At 40.7% G+C, this 18,189-nt stretch carries 19 protein-coding genes; 10 read left to right on the top strand and 9 right to left on the bottom strand.

Going from position 1 to position 18,189, the window contains the following annotated elements:
- Window positions 1-54: 54 nt before the first annotated feature.
- The 3 genes from AWW68_RS19920 to AWW68_RS08070 are packed head-to-tail and all read right to left on the bottom strand — an operon-like array spanning window position 55 to window position 2,498.
- The gene (locus AWW68_RS19920; RefSeq protein ID WP_084375625.1) at window positions 55-231 is read right to left on the bottom strand and encodes a DUF2256 domain-containing protein; all 177 of its coding nucleotides are present in this window, start codon (window positions 229-231) and stop codon (window positions 55-57) included.
- Between the two features lie 36 nt (window positions 232-267).
- Window positions 268-1,737 carry a cryptochrome/deoxyribodipyrimidine photo-lyase family protein gene (locus tag AWW68_RS08075; protein WP_068219195.1) on the bottom strand — a complete coding sequence of 490 codons (1,470 nt, stop codon included), beginning with the start codon at window positions 1,735-1,737 and terminating at the stop codon, window positions 268-270.
- Between the two features lie 41 nt (window positions 1,738-1,778).
- The gene (locus AWW68_RS08070; protein ID WP_068219192.1) at window positions 1,779-2,498 is read right to left on the bottom strand and encodes a hypothetical protein; all 720 of its coding nucleotides are present in this window, start codon (window positions 2,496-2,498) and stop codon (window positions 1,779-1,781) included.
- An 86-nt stretch (window positions 2,499-2,584) separates the two neighbouring features.
- On the opposite strand from AWW68_RS08070, the gene AWW68_RS08065 reads away from it, so the two are divergent.
- The 5 genes from AWW68_RS08065 to AWW68_RS08045 all read left to right on the top strand — a co-directional run bounded on the left by AWW68_RS08065 (window position 2,585) and on the right by AWW68_RS08045 (window position 7,736).
- Complete coding sequence (locus tag AWW68_RS08065) at window positions 2,585-3,724, top strand: methionine aminotransferase (RefSeq protein ID WP_068220765.1); 1,140 nt, start codon at window positions 2,585-2,587, stop codon at window positions 3,722-3,724.
- Window positions 3,725-3,788: 64 nt separating this feature from the next.
- The gene (locus AWW68_RS08060; RefSeq protein WP_068219190.1) at window positions 3,789-4,484 is read left to right on the top strand and encodes a ceramidase domain-containing protein; all 696 of its coding nucleotides are present in this window, start codon (window positions 3,789-3,791) and stop codon (window positions 4,482-4,484) included.
- A gap of 57 nt (window positions 4,485-4,541) precedes the next feature.
- Window positions 4,542-6,155 carry a glutamate synthase-related protein gene (locus tag AWW68_RS08055; protein ID WP_068219187.1) on the top strand — a complete coding sequence of 538 codons (1,614 nt, stop codon included), beginning with the start codon at window positions 4,542-4,544 and terminating at the stop codon, window positions 6,153-6,155.
- A 5-nt stretch (window positions 6,156-6,160) separates the two neighbouring features.
- Entirely contained in the window at window positions 6,161-7,384 is a 1,224-nt protein-coding gene (locus tag AWW68_RS08050) for an NAD(P)-dependent malic enzyme (protein WP_068219184.1), read from the top strand.
- 70 nt (window positions 7,385-7,454) lie between these two features.
- Window positions 7,455-7,736: a DUF427 domain-containing protein gene (locus tag AWW68_RS08045; RefSeq protein ID WP_221405980.1), complete on the top strand. Its 282-nt coding sequence runs from the start codon at window positions 7,455-7,457 to the stop codon at window positions 7,734-7,736.
- A 32-nt stretch (window positions 7,737-7,768) separates the two neighbouring features.
- On the opposite strand, the gene AWW68_RS08040 is transcribed toward AWW68_RS08045, so the two are convergent.
- From AWW68_RS08040 to AWW68_RS08015, 6 genes are all read right to left on the bottom strand, one after another.
- Window positions 7,769-9,451, bottom strand: coding sequence for an alanine/glycine:cation symporter family protein (locus tag AWW68_RS08040; RefSeq protein WP_068219179.1), 1,683 nt, complete (start codon window positions 9,449-9,451; stop codon window positions 7,769-7,771).
- A gap of 122 nt (window positions 9,452-9,573) precedes the next feature.
- Window positions 9,574-10,116, bottom strand: a complete 543-nt coding sequence (locus tag AWW68_RS08035; RefSeq protein ID WP_068219176.1) for a transposase — start codon at window positions 10,114-10,116, stop codon at window positions 9,574-9,576.
- An 83-nt stretch (window positions 10,117-10,199) separates the two neighbouring features.
- On the bottom strand, window positions 10,200-10,583 hold the full coding sequence (locus tag AWW68_RS08030) for a Dabb family protein (protein ID WP_068219172.1): 384 nt from the start codon (window positions 10,581-10,583) through the stop codon (window positions 10,200-10,202).
- A 35-nt stretch (window positions 10,584-10,618) separates the two neighbouring features.
- Window positions 10,619-11,179, bottom strand: a complete 561-nt coding sequence (def, locus tag AWW68_RS08025; protein WP_068219169.1) for a peptide deformylase — start codon at window positions 11,177-11,179, stop codon at window positions 10,619-10,621.
- Window positions 11,176-11,592, bottom strand: coding sequence for a Holliday junction resolvase RuvX (gene ruvX / locus AWW68_RS08020; protein WP_068219166.1), 417 nt, complete (start codon window positions 11,590-11,592; stop codon window positions 11,176-11,178). The genes def and ruvX overlap by 4 nt, the downstream gene beginning before the upstream one ends.
- Window positions 11,592-12,344 (bottom strand): hemerythrin domain-containing protein, encoded by a 753-nt coding sequence (locus AWW68_RS08015; RefSeq protein ID WP_068219163.1) that lies wholly within the window; start codon window positions 12,342-12,344, stop codon window positions 11,592-11,594. Before AWW68_RS08015 ends, ruvX begins: the two co-directional genes overlap by 1 nt.
- Window positions 12,345-12,506: 162 nt before the next feature.
- Between AWW68_RS08015 and AWW68_RS08010 the strand changes: the two genes are divergently transcribed.
- The 5 genes from AWW68_RS08010 (at window position 12,507) to AWW68_RS07990 (ending at window position 18,088) form a co-directional block, all read left to right on the top strand.
- Complete coding sequence (locus AWW68_RS08010; RefSeq protein ID WP_068219159.1) at window positions 12,507-14,156, top strand: S41 family peptidase; 1,650 nt, start codon at window positions 12,507-12,509, stop codon at window positions 14,154-14,156.
- A gap of 46 nt (window positions 14,157-14,202) precedes the next feature.
- Window positions 14,203-14,694 (top strand): Cif family virulence factor, encoded by a 492-nt coding sequence (locus tag AWW68_RS08005; RefSeq protein WP_068219154.1) that lies wholly within the window; start codon window positions 14,203-14,205, stop codon window positions 14,692-14,694.
- Window positions 14,695-14,716: 22 nt separating this feature from the next.
- Window positions 14,717-15,826: a hypothetical protein gene (locus AWW68_RS08000; protein ID WP_157717574.1), complete on the top strand. Its 1,110-nt coding sequence runs from the start codon at window positions 14,717-14,719 to the stop codon at window positions 15,824-15,826.
- Between the two features lie 166 nt (window positions 15,827-15,992).
- A complete protein-coding gene (locus AWW68_RS07995) occupies window positions 15,993-17,534 on the top strand; it encodes an IS1182 family transposase (RefSeq protein ID WP_068219147.1) in 1,542 nt (513 codons plus the stop codon).
- Between the two features lie 143 nt (window positions 17,535-17,677).
- Complete coding sequence (locus AWW68_RS07990) at window positions 17,678-18,088, top strand: HYC_CC_PP family protein (protein ID WP_157717573.1); 411 nt, start codon at window positions 17,678-17,680, stop codon at window positions 18,086-18,088.
- The last annotated feature ends 101 nt before the right edge of the window (window positions 18,089-18,189 follow it).

Raw genomic sequence — 18,189 nt, 5'->3', positions numbered from 1 at the left:
TGGACAGCTCCCCTTATCAATGGGAGCACTACCCAACCTTAATTCTACCAGCTTTCAGGAAAGCCCACCATTTCTATTAGCAAGGTCGTCATGAACCGAAGGGGTTTTATTTCTTCTACATTTTTCTGAACAGTAAACCACTTCTTGCCAGCAGTTTCTCCATTTCTTGCGCCACTCAAATGGGCGATTGCAAACGGGGCAAATCTTGGTTGGTAACTGTCCTTTTTTCATTAGGCAAATAACCCCGTGTATATGGAAAGGTTTTGGCTACTGCATTCGCCTCCCCGGAATGGTATGCTTTTTCAGGATGCGGTAGTTTTCTTTTCTCACTTCAGTGTGATTGCGATGTGACCACAGTGCTTTTCTAGCTCTTTCAGCCGCGGCTTTAACATCTACCACTGGCTTAAGATCTTCGGGGTTTATGTTCAGCATACGAGCCTCCAAGGGAGGCATCAGCCAAGGCACATGAATGTACTCAGAAGGCACATCTGATAGCTCTGGCACCCATTTCTTGATAAACTTTCCTTCAGGATCATGATCTTGGCTTTGCTTGATGGGATTGTAGATTCTGATGGTATTTATGCCGGTCATCCCAGCTTGCATCTGAAACTGTGGATAGTGAATACCCGGCACAAAATCTAAAAACTGTGAAGCCAAGTACTGGGCTCCTTCTTTCCAGTGTTGCCATAAATGGTGCGTTAGAAAACTTACAAGCATGGCTCTCATTCTGAAATTAATATAGCCCGTTTCCTTCAAACACCTCATACAAGCATCTACCAATGGCACTCCAGTTTTACCATCTTTCCAAGCTTGAATCAGTTCTGGTTTTTCTTCCTTCTCTAAGAAATCATATCCCCGGTTGATGTTCTCAAACTCGTAACGGTCTTCCATTTCGAACTTTTGCACAAAGTGCGCATGCCACTGAAGTCTAGAACCAAAGTTGGCCAACTGCCTTTTGAAGCCAAATTGATCTTTAGCAGTTAATCTGGCCTGATAGACTTCTCTGAGACTCAAATTCCCCCAAGCTATATAAGGAGATAAGCGGCTGCAGCCTTTTCTGCTTTCTTCGGGTTTTGAGATTGACTTAGAATAATGCTGCACTCTATCGGTCAAGAAGCTTTTCATATACTTCTTACCAATTGAAGCTCCCCCTTTTTGGAAGTTGGGATTGTACGATTGAAACTCTTTAGGAACCGGCTTGCCGAACTTCTGCCTTACAGACTCAGCGAGTTCAATTGTTTGGAGTTTTTCTAAATCTGGTCGATCCAAAGCAGACTTCATGTAACCATGAAACTCCTTCAGCCAATCTTTCCGGTTTTTAGCCCCGCGTAACACACCATTATGCAAATACTCATTCCATTGCACTCCATTCTGACCGCAGAATTTCTTCACCCATTTATCTAGATCATAAGTAACCTTAAGTCCGCTTTCTTGGTGAGAGTATATAGACTTTAGATGATAGATATCAGAGAAGTAGGTTAACGATTTTCGAAAACCAGTGTAAAACACCTCAACCTGATGACCTAAAGGCTTGAGAATTTCATTCATATCCTCAATAGATTCCCAAATAAATCGCCAATGTCGCACATCATAATGTGGGTCTGCAATCAGTTCTGGGTCGAAACAGTAAAGCAGAAGCAACTTATCTCCAGACTCAATCGCTCTTCTCAGAGGCAAGTGATCTGTGAGTCGAAGATCTCGCTTAAACCAGACAATGGAAACTTCCTGCTTTGGCATAAATTTATAAAGCAGGTTGAAGGAAATTGTTTAGGGCTTAATCAGTTTTTCAACTCTAAATCTATTTGGCTAATCAATTCCTTAGCATTGGAGAGCATTAACTCGTAACGTGGGCTATCTTCATCGGCATAGCGTTGAATAATTCCTAAAAGGTGAGGTTCTGAGAAAAACCATTTCAATGCGGAATTCATTTGAGCTTCTTCTTCTAACTCTAGGCCTAATTGTTTGGCCGAAGTCCATTTAAGGACATGTGTCACCTCTTTACTCGATGAATTATAAAGTTCAGCCTCCATATTTTCTATGAAATTATTGAGGCTGTTTTCTTCCAATAGTGCTTTTGAATAAGAGGTGTAATAGGCAAAAAGTGCATCTTCTAAGGTAGTACCTTGCAAGTCTTTTATAAAGCCTGAACTCTTTAAGGCTTCAAACCCCGATTGGTCTATCACAACATATTGTTCGGCCAAAACCTGTAACGACCCTAGAAGAGTTTCTTCAGAATATTCATCGTGAATGGCCATATTCAGGTGATTCAAGGCTATTTCATGAAAGCTCTTGTAACGACTATCAGTTTCTGCAATACTTGCCGTATCGCTCACCACGTTCTTCCTAATGGTCTCCAAGTACCCTTCCAACTGTTCCCTTTCTCTTTTATTCTGACTCCAATTATCAAAACCCATGGCCAAACTGATACCTATGAAAATGAGCACAATTTCACCAAGGGCATATTTCCAATTGAACTTAAAATTTGGCTTTCTTTTCATCTGCCTATACTTAAACAATCCCTAATCTAGTCCTTTCTTTTCAATTGAAGTTTGTCAAAGGTTCTTCGCATGCCTATATTCCAACCATGCAAATTGAATCGAAGCTACCCAATGTAGGGATTACCATATTTACTAAAATGTCGAAAATGGCTCAAGAATACGGAGCCATTAACCTCTCTCAGGGCTTTCCGGATTTTGATGTTGCCCCAGAGCTTATTGAAAAGGTTTGCCATTACATGAAGCAAGGCCAGAATCAGTATCCGCCAATGGCCGGTGTTCTGAACCTGAGGGAAGCCATTGCAGAGAAAATTGAGAGAAGTCATGACTGGTTACCTCAAGTTGAAAATGTTCTAGTAACCTGTGGGGCCATTGAGGCAATATTCAACACCATTAGCGCATTTGTACATAGCGGTGATGAAGTGATTATTATGAACCCTGCCTATGATGCCTACGAAGCCATCATCGACTTACAAGGAGCTAAAGCTGTTGGGGTGAACTTACAACCTAAAGACTACAGCATTGATTGGCCAGCTGTTGAACAAGCCATAACAGATAAAACTCGGATGATCATCATCAACTCTCCGCACAACCCGAGCGGAGCTACCATTTCTAAAGATGATTTAAAGGAACTGGAAAGATTGACTAAAGACACTGAAATACTGGTGCTTTCCGATGAAGTATATGAACACATCGTCTTCGATGGCAAAGAGCACAATTCTATTTTAGCATCAGAAGAATTAAGAAAAAGAGCTGTAGCCACCTTTTCATTCGGAAAGACTTTTCATGCCACAGGGTGGAGAATGGGGTATTTAGTGGGACCGGATTTTCTTATGAAAGAAATACTGAAGATTCATCAATACAACACCTTCACTATACATGCACCCAGCCAATATGCCATTGCCGACTACCTAAAAACACCGGAGAATTACGAGTCTATTGCAGCGATGTATCAGGAGAAAAGAGACTTTTTCTTGAAGGCCATGGAAGGCTCAAGGTTCAAACCTGTAAAGTCTAGCGGTACTTACTTTCAGTTGATGGACTATTCTGCCATATCTGACAAACCAGATATAGAAATGGCAGAATGGTTGACAAAAGAAATTGGCGTTGCCGCCATACCAACCTCTGTTTTCTATCAAGACGGGCAAGATAATAAGGTGCTTAGGTTTTGCTTCGCCAAGAATGAAGAGACCCTCAAAGCCGCTGCAGATAAATTAAAGGAATTGTAGATCACCTCTAAAAATCCAGAATAGCTGCAACTTTCGTTTATCCAATGTGGTTGACTGATACGGAATGATTTTAGGACCAGAACAAATTACAGACGGTGGACCTTGGTACGCAGAGACTCATGTTACTGATGCCTTGATAGTAGAGCCATGGAATGCTATTTCATCATTAGCCATAGCCGCACCTGCCGTATATTTCTTGTGGAAAATCAGGAAACAACCTAAAGACTACTCATTTCTACTAGCAGCTATTCCATTTCTTTTCCTCAATGGGTTAGGAAGCACCTTGTTTCATGGTTTGAGAACTTCTAGATGGCTTCTGTATATGGATTTTATTCCTGCCATGATTCTCACCTTGTTAATTACCATCTATTTCTGGTCGAAAGTACTCCCCAAAAAGTGGATGAGCTTTGTGCTGGTTGTACCAGTCTTCCTAATGAGGTTTACAGCCTTAAATCTAATAGGCGGGCAAAGCGGTCTGAACGTTTCTTATGCCATAAGTGGCTTAGCCTTTTTGGTGCCCATATTTTTGATTCTGCGTAAAAACAATTGGGAGAAAACGTATAGTATTGTTTTAGGTTCGGTCTGCTTCGTTCTTGCTATATACTTCAGACAAGCCGACCATTATTACACTAGTATAATACCAATAGGCACCCATTTTCTCTGGCATATTTTCTCTGGTATAGGCGCTTATTTCCTTGCGAACTACCTCTATTTTATCAGAACCAAAGAATTAAAGAAGAAACACTTGAAAGTGGACTGATCTGGCGTTCCTAAAACATATTTCTTCATAGGGGGCTTTATATAAAAAATTAACCTTATGAAAAAACCAGTTTCTGTAGCGCAGTTCTCAGAGCTTGAAGATAAATCTCCAGCACACGCTTTAGTTTCCCAAACCGACTTAGTAGTTATCAAATATGGCAGTGAGGTATCCGTTCTTTACGGACGCTGTTTACACAGAGGAGCTTTGCTAGCCGATGGTTTCGTGGATGGTCACAACCTTATTTGTGGACTGCATAATTGGGATTATAGAATCGACACAGGAGTTAGTGAGTACGACAACTCAGAGTTTCTACACAAATTCGAATCGGAAATAAAAGACGACCAAGTTTTCATAGACCAAGCAGATGTTGAAGCTTATGAAGTTGACAACCCCGCTCAATTCGACAGAGAAGCCTACTTGGGCATATATGCCGACACTAACCCAGAAGATACTGAACCCCACAAAGACCATATAAAAGAACTTGCCAAAAACGGCCTTGACAATGTAGGGAAACATGGGGCTACAGTGTCTATGGGCGTAGATAGAAATACATTACCCAAATGGGAAGACATACAGTTTTTGCCAGCCCAATTGGGTTCAAAACCTTTGATGGATGATGATGCAGTAGCAACAGAAACCATCATAGGCCCCAATGCTAAAAAGCCACTAAAATTAGACCTACCACTCTTTGTTTCAGACATATCATTTGGTGCTATATCAGAAGAAGCTAAAATCGCTCTGGCAAAAGGAGCAGAAATGGCCGGAACAGGAATTTGTTCTGGTGAGGGAGGAATGTTACCTGAAGAGCAAGAAGCTAACTCCAGGTATTTCTATGAATTGGCTTCGGGAAAGTTCGGGTTCTCGTATGAAAAAGTGGTCAAAGCCCAAGCCTTTCACTTCAAAGCTGGTCAAGGAGCAAAAACTGGAACTGGAGGCCACTTACCAGGCAATAAAGTGAATGGAAAAATCGCAGAAGTCAGGGGTTTGGATGAAGGCGAATCAGCAATATCTCCTGCTACTTTCACTGAGCTAAGGTCTATCGAAGATTTCAAAGCAGTTGCCGAAAAGGTAAGGAAAGCCTCAGGAGGTATACCTATTGGATTCAAAATGGCAGCCTCAAGAATAGAAGAAGACATTGACTTTGCCTTAGAAGTAGGAGTAGACTACATCATTCTAGACGGAAGAGGAGGAGCCACTGGCGCAGCACCAGCAATCCTTAGAGATAATATCAATGTGCCAACTATTCCTGCTTTAGCGAGAGCAAGAAAGCATTTAGACCAACGAGAAGCCAAAGGCGTTAGTCTCATCATCACTGGAGGCTTAAGAGTGGCGGAAGACTATGCCAAAGCCTTGATGCTAGGCGCAGACGCCATCGCAGTATCTAATGCCGCCTTACAAGCTATTGGATGTTTAGGAATGAGAGCATGCCACACCAACTTCTGCCCAGTAGGTATTGCAACGCAAAAAGAGAAACTAAGAAGCAGACTGGTCATTCAGTCTTCTGCCAAGCAACTCTCCAACTACTTTTCAGCTACTAATGAGCTAATTAAAGTGATAGCACGAGCTTGTGGTTATGACCACATTAGCAAATTTAACCCCAATAACCTCAGCACATTCAGCTGGGATATGCATAAATTAGCGGCCATAAATTTCGCAGGACCGAAAGCGTAGAAAGAATGGAAGAGGTATATAAGAAATCAGTTGAATTACATGAGGAAATGCAGGGTAAGATTGAGATGGTCAATAAGATTCCTGTAGACTCAAAAGAGAAATTATCATTAGTATACTCTCCAGGTGTTGCTCAACCATGTTTGGAAATTGAGAAGAACCCTGAGAGGGCATACGACTTAACTATAAAAGGCAACACTATTGCCGTTGTTACCAATGGCACGGCAGTGCTAGGCCTTGGAGATATTGGGCCATTAGCTTCTCTTCCTGTTATGGAAGGGAAAGCCATGCTCTTCAAAAAGTTTGCAGGCATTAATGCCGTTCCAATTTGTATTGACAGCAAAAATACTCGCCACATCATTGAGACAATCAGGAGAATTGCACCTTCATTCGGAGGTATTAATCTAGAGGATATTGCTGCACCTGAGAGCTTTGAAATAGAGGAAGCGCTTCAAGATATTGGCATTCCTGTTTTTCATGACGATCAACACGGAACCGCCATTGTAACCCTTGCAGCCATGATTAACGCTTGCAAGGTTACGGGTAAGAAACTTACAGATCTGAAAGTAGTAATAAATGGAGCGGGCGCTGCTGGAATTGCTATTGCTAAACTTCTAAGGTGTTTCCATATAGACTCCCCTCTTTGCCAGTCTGTAAAAACACTCATCGTTTGTGATTCTAAAGGTGCTATTCACCGTTTCCGTAACGATTTAAATAAGGCCAAGACCGAGCTGTTGAAGTACTCTAACTTTGATGACGTGGAAGGAGATATTCATGAGGTTATAAAAGGTGCCGATGTGTTTATTGGAGTGAGCAAAGGAAACATTCTCAACAAAGAGGATATTAAAAACATGGCCGAGAACCCTATCATTTTCGCCATGGCAAACCCAACTCCTGAAATTATGCCTGCAGATGCATTAGAAGCAGGGGCCGCTATTGTTGGTACCGGCAGAAGTGATTTCTTTAATCAAATCAATAATGTATTGGCATTCCCAGGAATCTTCAAAGGTGCTCTAAAGGCACGTGCTAGTACAATTAGTACCGAAATGAAACTAGCGGCAGCTTATGCTATTGCCAACTCTCTTGAAAATCCAACAGCAGATGAAGTTATTCCTTCAGCGCTAGATACATCATTGGCTGAAGTAGTGGCTCAAGCTGTTGAAAAAGCGGCTCATTCTGAGCGAGAGCTTGAAAAACAAATAGCTGAGGCCGAAGCAGAAATGAATGACTAAATGGTCTTGAAAACGACCCTTTGACTGAACATTGATTCACCCCATTTGTTAGGCTTTCAAAGGTATAATTATGAAAGCGATTTGGAACAATCAAGTATTGGCAGAAAGTGATGAAACCATTGTAATTGAAGGCAATCATTACTTTCCGCCAAATTCAATCAAAAAGGAGTTCTTTAAGGAGAGCAACACTCACACCTCGTGCCCATGGAAGGGTCAGGCTAGTTACTATACCATCGATGTAGACGGCAATGAAAACAAAGATGCCGCTTGGTATTATCCCGAAACGAAAGAAGCAGCCAAACCAATTAAAGGCTATGTAGCCTTTTGGAGAGGTGTTAGTGTAGAAGCATAAAAAAAGCCCTCAAACGAGGGCTTTTCTATATCTTATTCTGGAGTTCTTTCGTCAGGATACTCCTTCTTAAAGCCAGACCAGAAATCGTTTATCGTGTTCTTCATGTCCTTTCGAAGCATGATAATTCCTACCAAGTTAGGCAGAGTCATTAGGGCAATAGCAATAGCAGCAATAGTCCAAATAATTGTAGTATCTGCAATCGCTGCAATGAAGAACCCTGCTACATATACAATTCGGTAATACTTCACTGAGCCGGATCCTGCCAAGAAGGTCATGGCTCTATCTCCATAGTAAGACCAAGAGATTGCCGTACTAAAAGCGAAAAGCAATAAGCCAATTGAAACTATATATTGACCGGCATTACCTAACCAACCTTTGGTAAAGGCTATAGCTGTTAGAGGTGAACTATGTACCAGAGATTTCCCGTAGAATGAGATGCTTGCATCTTGCAAAATTCCATTCCTAATTTCAACCTCTCCAGTTAGTGGGTCTCCTCCGAAAGATTCGTTTACTACCACTTCTTCAGCCACAGAACGAGCATGAATAACGGTAACATCACTAACAATCTGACCATTTTCAACCTGAAGCATTCCGTCAAAAACAGGGAGAGGGTTCTCTCCAGATAAATGCTCTTTAAGGGCTTTTCTATCATCCTTGTTATCATCGGTATACTCAGTTCCTACCAAAATAGACATGTCAGTTACTGCAAAGTCATTGTAGTGCTTGTCTTGCCATGCACCAGAAGACAGAAGAGTCAGACCTGTGATTGAACAGATAACTATAGTATCAATGAATGGCTCAAGAATGGCCACCATACCCTCTGAAACAGGCTCATGAGCTTTAGCCGATGCATGAGCAATTGGTGCAGAACCTTGACCAGCTTCGTTTGAGAACAAACCTCTACCAACACCTGTGTTGAAGGCGTACATTACTGTAGCACCAAGAAAACCACCTGTTGCCGCTGTAGTGGTGAACAAGCTAGAAAACACCGATACAATAGAAGGAATTACATTATCTAAATTGGCGAAGATCACGGAGAAACAGCCAAGGAAATAAATTACAGCCATTGCAGGGACAAGCTTCTCAGTTACAGAAGCAATTCTCTTAATACCACCGATAATAACAAAAGCCAGAATTACAGAAAGAACAGCTCCTGTAATCCACGGCTCAATCTGAAAAGTAGACTTTACCGCCCCAGCAATACTATTAATCTGAGGCATATTTCCTGTTCCGAACGATGAAAGTACTGTTGCTACAGCAAAAATCACTGCCAACCATTTCATGTTCAGCTTATTCTTCATGTAGTACATTGGGCCACCAGCCATAGTACCATCAGCAGCTTTTTCTCTGTATTTGTGCGAAAGCGTTACCTCAACAAACTTTGTACACATACCTATAGCGGCCGTAATAACCATCCAAAATAATGCAGCAGGGCCACCAAGGTGCAATGCTAAGGCTACACCAGCAATATTACCAGTACCAACTGTACCAGAAAGAGCGGTAGTTAAAGCCTGAAAGTGAGAGGTATCTCCTTCGTCTCCAGCTTTATCGTATTTTCCCCTTACCACATTAAAGGCAAAGCGGAAATATCTGATTTGTGGAAACTTAAGGTAAATAGTAAAGAATAGCCCTGTTCCTAAAAGTGCAAAAGGAAACCACCAAGAGCTACCAATATAGCTATCGATTACCTTAAGAAAATCGTTGAGTTGCTGCATAAAGTAGGTTGTTTAGTTTTATGGATGCTGCAAAAATAGAAATTATCCATTCTGAACAAAGGCAAAAGATGCTTAAGGAGTGGTCGTTTAACCCCGTCAGCACCGAAGGTCAGACGGGATTTTCACAAATCAAAGTCTTCCCAATCAGCTTTTACATACTGTTTCGCTAACTGCTTATCAACTAACAGCTGTTTCTTCAATCCGCAATATTCTAAATACGAAGAATATTTCCATCCTTCTAGATTAGCTGACAAAGAAGCTTCTAATGGATTGTTGTGTATGTAATTAAAGCAGTTAGTCACATATTCTCCAGAGGAGCTATTTAAAGGTTTCCAGTTAATCTTGGGACGAAAAACCGAACCTGACTTCCCATATTTACGATTGAAATATTGAGCATATTGACTTTGTAAAAGTCTAAAGCCATTAGAAACACCATTAAGGTTTAAACTACCAACCTTTACAATCTCTGAAGACTTTGCATTAGCATGAATTAAAAAGTGAAAATGATTTGGCATAATGCAATAGGCAAGAATATCGGCTTTCTCAGCAATCCAAACCTTTGCTCTATTTAGAAAATAAATATAGTCCTCATCATCTAAAAATAGCTTCACTCCATTATTTGATTGGTTATAAACGTGGTAGCTAAAATCCTCTAAAATCTTCATGGTGATTATTGAATACTGAATATAACCACATTAGCTATCTAATCATAGGATTACGCGTCTGACCTACGGTACTGACGCTAAGGTCAATTCACATCTGTAATCATCACCTTATCCCAGAGAGAAGCTCCATTTTCTAGCAGTGCTAAATGAATGGGGTGTTGCTGATAAACATCGTGCGCTGCAATATCTTTGAAATGAACAATTACCGCGAAATCATAACTTCTTCCCACTATTGGACGAGTGGTTTCAGCTGGCACACCGGTGTAAAGTACTTGAACGACTTCAATATCTCGCAGCTTCTCGGTATCAGCAAAAAATTGCTCTTTCTGCTCCTCTGTCACCCCTTCCTTGAACCAAAAGTATACGGAATGAATAAATGGACGCTCTGACTGATCTATATCTTCAGAATTTCCAGTCTGACAACCTAAAAGAACGAATGCTAGGAATAACAGGGATAGCCATTTCATATCTGGAACTTTTAGTCAAGATATGGAAATGACAGCTATTTCTTGATTGGAAATTTCATTCGGTATCTGACATCAATATTCCCTTTAGAAATATTAACCAGCTTTGATCTAAGCATTTGCTTTTTCAACCCTTTAATGTAATCGGTAAAAAGCACACCGTCTAAGTGATCATATTCGTGCTGAATCACACGGGCTGTTAATGCATCGAACTCTTCTTCATGTTCATTCCAGAGCTCATCATAATAATGAATGGTTAACTTCTCTGGTCTGAGAATATCTGCATGTACATCTGGAATACTTAAACAGCCTTCTTCGAAAGCCCATTCGTTTCCGTATTCATCTAGTATCTCTGGATTGATAAAGGCACGCTTCACCCCTTTTGCCTGATCTTCTTCATCTCCCATTTGAGTAGAGTCGATAACGAAAATCCTATTAGACAACCCGATTTGAGGAGCTGCTAATCCCACTCCATTGGCACTGTACATAGTTTCGAACATGTTCTCTACCAGTTGTGTCAAATCTTTGGAGTCTTGAGGAAAGTCTTCCGCCTCTTTTCTTAGAATGTTATCTCCGTATGCTAAAATTGGGTAAATCATAAGCCTCTGCTTTCCAGATAAGATTGAAGAATTATGGATGCACTAATCTTATCTATATTGCCTTTTTCTCTTCTATCCTTCTTTTTCATTCCTCCGGCAATCATTGCATCCATTGCCATTTTGGAGGTAAATCTTTCGTCATGCAAATAAACGGCTTTTTCTGGAAACTGCTTTTTCAAAAGGTTGTGAAATTGCCTTACCTGTTGGGTAGCATTTGTATCCTTCCCATCAAGGTTTTTAGGCATACCAAGCACAAAAGACTCAATACCTTCTGACTGATCATAGTTTTTTAAAAACTGAATTACGTCTTTGGAGTGTACCGTATCTAGCGGAGATGCAATAATCTGAAGTGGGTCTGTAACAGCCAGCCCCACTCTTTTTGAGCCATAATCTATGGCAATAATTCTACCCATTAATTGCTTTTAGACAAGTCGTGAAATTTCAATTTCACCAAGCGCTCCAACTGAAGTGCTTTAGGAAAAAGAATTTCGTTTTCAATTTTGGCGTGCAAGATGAGGTCTTTTTCTAGTCTTTCCAATTCAGAATAGAGCACCTTAATGTGTAAATCGGCCTCATCGCAATAAGTGTAGTTATTGGTGAATTTTCTAAAACCCTCCATCTCATTATCATGCACCTCATGATCTAAAGCAAACTCACGAACTGAGTTTTTCTCCATTAAGTAAAATACTTCTGAACTAGGAACATCGTCTTTCAAGAACCTAGACAGCTGACTAACATAAGAAAAGAAGGTATCTTCTTCCTCATAAATATGCTCTATAAAGTCTTGAACAAACAGCGGAAAAATCGACTTCAAGTCGGCAGAAAGTGTTTTGTACCTGAAATCAACCTCTGTAACACCATCAATAAGCTGGGCAATGTAAGGAATGCGTTTTTTCACAAACAAGTAGTGTGCATGCTTTAGGTATTCTACCATAAGCTCAACAGGCAAAGACTGAAGTTGTCTCTGAGTAGTTTCCTTATCATCATTTATTAGTTCCAACGCCTTAATTACAGAAGCTGCTTTTAAGCCATGATTGGAACAGACTTCTGCCAGAGTCTCTGTTTTGTAATCATAGAACTTCACCCCAAAATAATAGAGCACTGAAGCCCTAACATGGTTCTCGGTAACTAAATCATTGATGGTTCTTTTAAGAAGGTTTTCCATTTTATTGGGGTTTAACGAATCTACTAATTTTGACTAAGAGAGTAAATGTTCAACTTAGATTTTTCAGTGAACACAAATGAAAACATACCGTTAGATTCATACCATGACATTTACCCATGTTTTTGAAGGGTTTACATATTTTTGCGGATAAATTTTAAAAAAGTGAGCGAATACAAGAATTCATCATATCATATAAGACTACCTATTCTTTTAGCCATTGCACTGATTGCAGGCGTTTTAATTGGCTCTAATTTTGCCGAACCCAAAACAGACAAAAAGTACCAGGCGTCTATTCAGAAGTTTACTCAGCTATTGGATTACATAGAAAACGATTATGTAGACACCGTAAACACTGCTTCCCTTTTAGAGGAGTCTATCGAAGTTATGTTGGATAAGCTAGACCCGCATACAGTTTATATACCACCAAGAGATGCTGAATTGATGGAGTCTCAGCTTAGAGCCACCTACGATGGCATTGGAGTTGAATTCAACTTATTAAGAGACACGCTATACGTGGTAACTCCACTGACTGGCGGCCCTTCCGAAACTGCCGGAATTCAGGCAGGTGACAAAATTGTATCGGTAGACGGTGAAAATATAGCAGGCATTGGCCTCAACAACAGAATGGTTTACGATATGCTTAGAGGACCGAGAGGTTCGGAAGTAACCGTTGGAGTTGTTCGCAAAAATCAGGAAGATATTATTGAATACGATTTGAAGCGCGGAGCCATTCCTCAAACCTCATTAGATGCGAGCTATATGATTGATGACAATATAGGCTACATCAAAATCAATAGGTTCGCTGAAACCACATACCGTGAATTTAAGGAGGCTTTAAGCAATCTTAAAGAGAGAGGTATGAGCCAATTAATCTTAGACTTACAGAACAATGGCGGTGGTTACATGAGTGCTGCCATTGGCATTGCCGATGAATTCTTAAAAGAAGGAGCCGTAATTGTAAGCCAAAAAGGACAAAGCAAAAAGTATGACAGGGAAGATAGAGCCGAAGAGGGTGGTATATTCGAAGAAGGAGCTGTAATGGTCTTAATTAATGAAGGCTCAGCCTCAGCTTCAGAAATAGTAGCTGGAGCACTCCAAGATAACGACAGAGCATTGGTAGTGGGCAGAAGGTCTTTCGGAAAAGGCTTGGTTCAATACCCATTCGATCTAAAAGATGGTTCTGAAGTTCGAATGACCATCGCTAGATACTACACACCAAGTGGTAGGTCTATTCAAAAGCCTTATGAAGATGGCGAAGAAGTTTACAATAATGACTATTACGATAGATTCGTTTCTGGGGAATTATTCTCCCAAGACTCTGTCCATTTCGATGAAGATTTAGCCTATAAAACAGCCTCAGGTAGAACGGTCTACGGTGGAGGTGGAATTATGCCAGATTACTTTGTAGCCTTAGACACAACTGATAATAGTGCATACATTAATAGACTGGTAGCAAACAACACCATTAGAGAGTATACACTCGATTTTAGGGACAACAATCCTGAAATGAAGAACATGAGCGTAGATGAGTTTATTAACGATTTTGAGATTACAGACGCTATGCTTCAAGAGGTTATTGCAATGGGCGAAAAAAATGGAGCTCGCTTTAACAGAAAGCAGTACACTAAATCTAAAGAACTACTCAAAAATCTACTAAAAGGTAGAATAGCACGAGAAGTTTTTGATAATGACGATGCCTTCTATAAGGTCTACAACAACAGCAATGAGGTTTACAGAGAGGCCGTTAACATTTTTATGAATCCAGATAAACTGAAAGAGAAGTCTAATACTGTTCTTTTACAACGCATGTAATAAGAAGCCTGGGAATTTGGCGTTGCTAAGTAAAGGTCATTAAAATATGAAGGTTGTTTTTTCGAGCCTGCTGCTCATTATATCAGTCAATCTGTTCTCTCAGAGCCAAACTGAAGCTATCAATAAAGATGTCTGGTTCAATTTTATGCAAGCCTATCAAGACTTGGATGCTAGTTTGTTTAATGAAATTCATACGAATGATGTACTTCGCATTCCTGAAGAAAGCGGAAGTATGATGATTGGGCAGGAATACAAAGATGCCAACCTAGAAAACTTCAATCGCTGGAATCTGGCTAAGGTGAAGCAGAAAATCGAGTTCAGCTTTTATTCCAGAATCCAGAAGGCCAATTGGGCTTACGAAACAGGAATCTACAAGCTGACCCGCTATACCGATTCTGGTTCTCAATCATACTACGGCAAATTTCATGTAACGCTAAAAAAAGTATCAGGCGTCTGGAAAATCTACATCGATTCAGACAATAGCAATGGAGGAACTTTAGGAGAAAAAGAATTTCAAAAAGGAAAAATTCTTAATTAGGTTTATGCAAATTATTCATCAAATGAATAAGCAGATAAACACACATCAACTTTTTGGATATCTAATCTTTGTTGCAGGAGTAGTGATCATAGCTTTAACTGCAATTGTAATATTCTCCTTTACTTCTGATACTACAAGTCAAGGATTGAATATTGCTGCAACATTTATAATGTTGGTGTTTGCCAGCTCTCTAGTAGGTTGCCTTCTAGGGTTTGTATTTGGCTTCCCTTCCTATAAAGAAAATGAATCCAATTCTCCATTAGAAAGAAATACTTCATTTAAACAGATTTCTGATTGGCTTACTAAGATTATAGTGGGTATCTCTTTGGTTCAGTTCAATGAGATTATCGAATTCTTTCAGCATTTAGTATTAAAAATTTCTGAATCCTTAGAAATAAACCCTCATGGTGTAACAATAATTTATTGCTTAATTACCCTTTTCCTCAGTTTAGGTTTTATGACTGGCTACTTAGTGACTGTAACAGACATTATTACCCTTGTTGCAAATAGTGAGAAAAGATTAAATGATCTAAATGACATACTTAAATCGCACGTTAGTGAGGGCATCAATTCTGAAAGACTGACTGAGTTTGAAGAACAGGATATTTTAAACGAAAAGGACAGAAAAACAGTACTTAACTATGTTCATGATTTTGGTAATGACATTACAGATATTGAATTACTAAAGCGACTCGCACGACTACTATTTAGAATCAAAGAATATACTAAATCGGCTAATTTATGGAATAGAATTTTTAGACTATCTAAACTTGATGGCTCAACAGATGATAATGAATTATATTTACCAAAATTAAACGAAGCTTTCATCTACAGTAAACATTTAAAAGATCATAGAAGATCCAATGAAATACTACAATCTATAAAAACTCAAAGACCTGGATGGCCTGCTATTTATTACAATTTAGCTTGCAATTATCACCGAATGCTGAAAGACATCCAAGAAGAGAAAGTAGATAATAACAAAATAATTAATAAGTTTGTGGAAGACATTAATGCTAATCTTAGAGAAGCTTTTAAATTAGACCCTAATCTTTATTCTCTAGCAATTAAGGATGAAGAGCTAGATGGCATAGATATTGAATCTATATTTAATAGTGTAAACAAAGTTTAATTTAAAACGTTTTATAATTAAGGAGGTTGATATGAATACAGACTTAACATCACTTTAATAGTTAAGAATTATCTGAGGGTGTCTCAAAAGGGCACCCTTTTTTCATGTTCTTGATATTAGTTGCTTGAATTCTTTAGGATAAGGCCTTTGAGTGTTATTTTAAGGTATGACAAACAAGCGGAAAGTCTTCAAGGATTACCACCAAGGTCAGTTGATGCTTTTGCCCCCCAGTCTTGAGGAACTGATCAGCGCCCACCACCCTGTACGGTTGGTAAACTCTGTGATCGATAGGGTGAACACAGAGGTGCTGGAGCGGAAGTACAAAGGTGGCGGGAGTTCTTCCTACCATCCCAAGATGCTTTTGAAAGTACTGGTGTATGGTTATTTGAGCAATGTTTACTCATCCCGCAAGCTGGAGGCCTCTTTGGCAGAGAACATCCACTTCATGTGGATCAGCGGCATGAGCAAGCCAGACCACAACACCCTTGCCCGGTTCCGTAGCGATCGGTTGAAGGACGACCTGAAGGTGATTTTCGCCCAAGTAGTGCAGTTGCTGGTGGAAGAGGGCATGGTGGGCATCAAGGAACTCTACACCGATGGCACCAAGATAGAGGCCAATGCCAACCGCTACAGTTTTGTATGGGGCAAGGCCATAAACACCAGCAAAGAGCGCATTGGCAGACAACTGGAAGAACTGTGGGAATACACCCAAAGACTGGCAGAAGAAGAGCTTTCGACCACCCCAGAGATGGACTTTAAGGCCATAGACGCCAACAAGGTAGAACAGACGGTGGCCAAGATAGACAGGGCACTTTCTGGCAAACGGGTAAGCAAAAAGGTAAAGCAGAAGCTCAACTACGCCAAAAAGAACTGGCCGGGAAAGCTCCGGGAGTATGAGCAGAAGCAGGCCATACTCCAAAACAGGAACAGTTACTCAAAGACCGACCATGAGGCCACCTTTATGAGGATGAAGGACGACCACATGCTCAACGGCCAGCTAAAACCGGCCTACAACTGGCAGATCAGCACCTCCTCTCAGTTCATCGTCAACACCACCCTCCACCAGACCACCACAGACACCCAGACCCTGAAGCCCCACCTAGAGCAGTTCAAACAGCTGTATAAAACCACACCAAAGTCCCTCTGTGCAGATGCCGGTTACGGCAGCGAAGAAAACTACAGTTACCTACAAGAAGAACAGATCGAGCCTTACGTGAAGTACAACTACTTCCATAAGGAACAGACCAAAAAGTGGAAGGAAGACCCATTCAGGGCAGACAACCTGCATTACGATGAACAGTCCGACAAGCTCTATTGCCCCATGGGGCAACCCATGGACAAGACAGGAGAACAGACCAGGCTTACCAAGACAGGTTACCAACAGCACCTTAGCCTATACAAGGCCAAAAACTGCAATGGTTGCCCTTTGAGGCCCCGGTGCCACAAGGCCGAAGGGAACCGCACAGTACAGCTTAACCACGGCTTGAGAAAACTGAAGGAAAAGGTGCGCAGAAACCTGCACAGCGATGAGGGGCTGAGGCACAGGGCCAACAGGCCGGCAGACGTAGAAGCAACCTTCGGCATAATCAAGCACAACAAGGGCTTCAAACGCTTTATGTTAAGGGGATTGGAAAAAGTGGAAATAGAGACACTCCTCATATCAATCGCCCACAACATCTCCAAAATGGGCAACCTCAGAGCCGCTTAACCTAAAAGACACATCTCTTAAGACAGGCAATCATAAAAACCGTCAATCTAAACCCACAATCCACTAAAAATAAAAAAGACCGACTCAGTTAATTCTGAGACGGCCTCTTTTTATTCACTCCTTACTTTCGAGAAACTTAACTCTTGAAAAGAACGCTAACCATATTATTCGTAGCCGTTTACTTCATCACAAGTAGTGGGGTTCTGTTCGGAGAGCACCTTTGCATGGGTAGAGTTAAGGAGTCTGCACTTTTCAAAAAAGTGGAAAGGCAGTGCGGCATGAGTATGGAGATGCACACAGACATGGATCATTGTTGTGATGACCAATGGAGCCTAAAGGTGGTTGATGATGAGCAACAGATGACCGCATTTCAAGACGCTCCATTCACTAATTACCATCTTTTATACGAAGCGCCATTTTCAGAATTGGTGACTTTGATAATCGATCAGGACGATGAGGTTGAACTAAAGAATACTGGCCCACCTGATATTCATCGACCCGAACTCTACATTTTCTTCCACAATCTCAAAATCCCTTCTGGTTTACAGTCTTAAGGTGTAGAAGCACGTCATTCCGAGGAATGAACTCGATAGAGCTCATGACGAAGGAATCTCCCAATTAACCTTGACAGATTGCTTCTCCCGCCCCAAAATAT

The organism is Roseivirga spongicola, assembly GCF_001592965.1.
Taxonomy (GTDB): Bacteria; Bacteroidota; Bacteroidia; order Cytophagales; family Cyclobacteriaceae; genus Roseivirga; species Roseivirga spongicola.
This window is presented reverse-complemented; position numbering and strand designations above follow the sequence as displayed.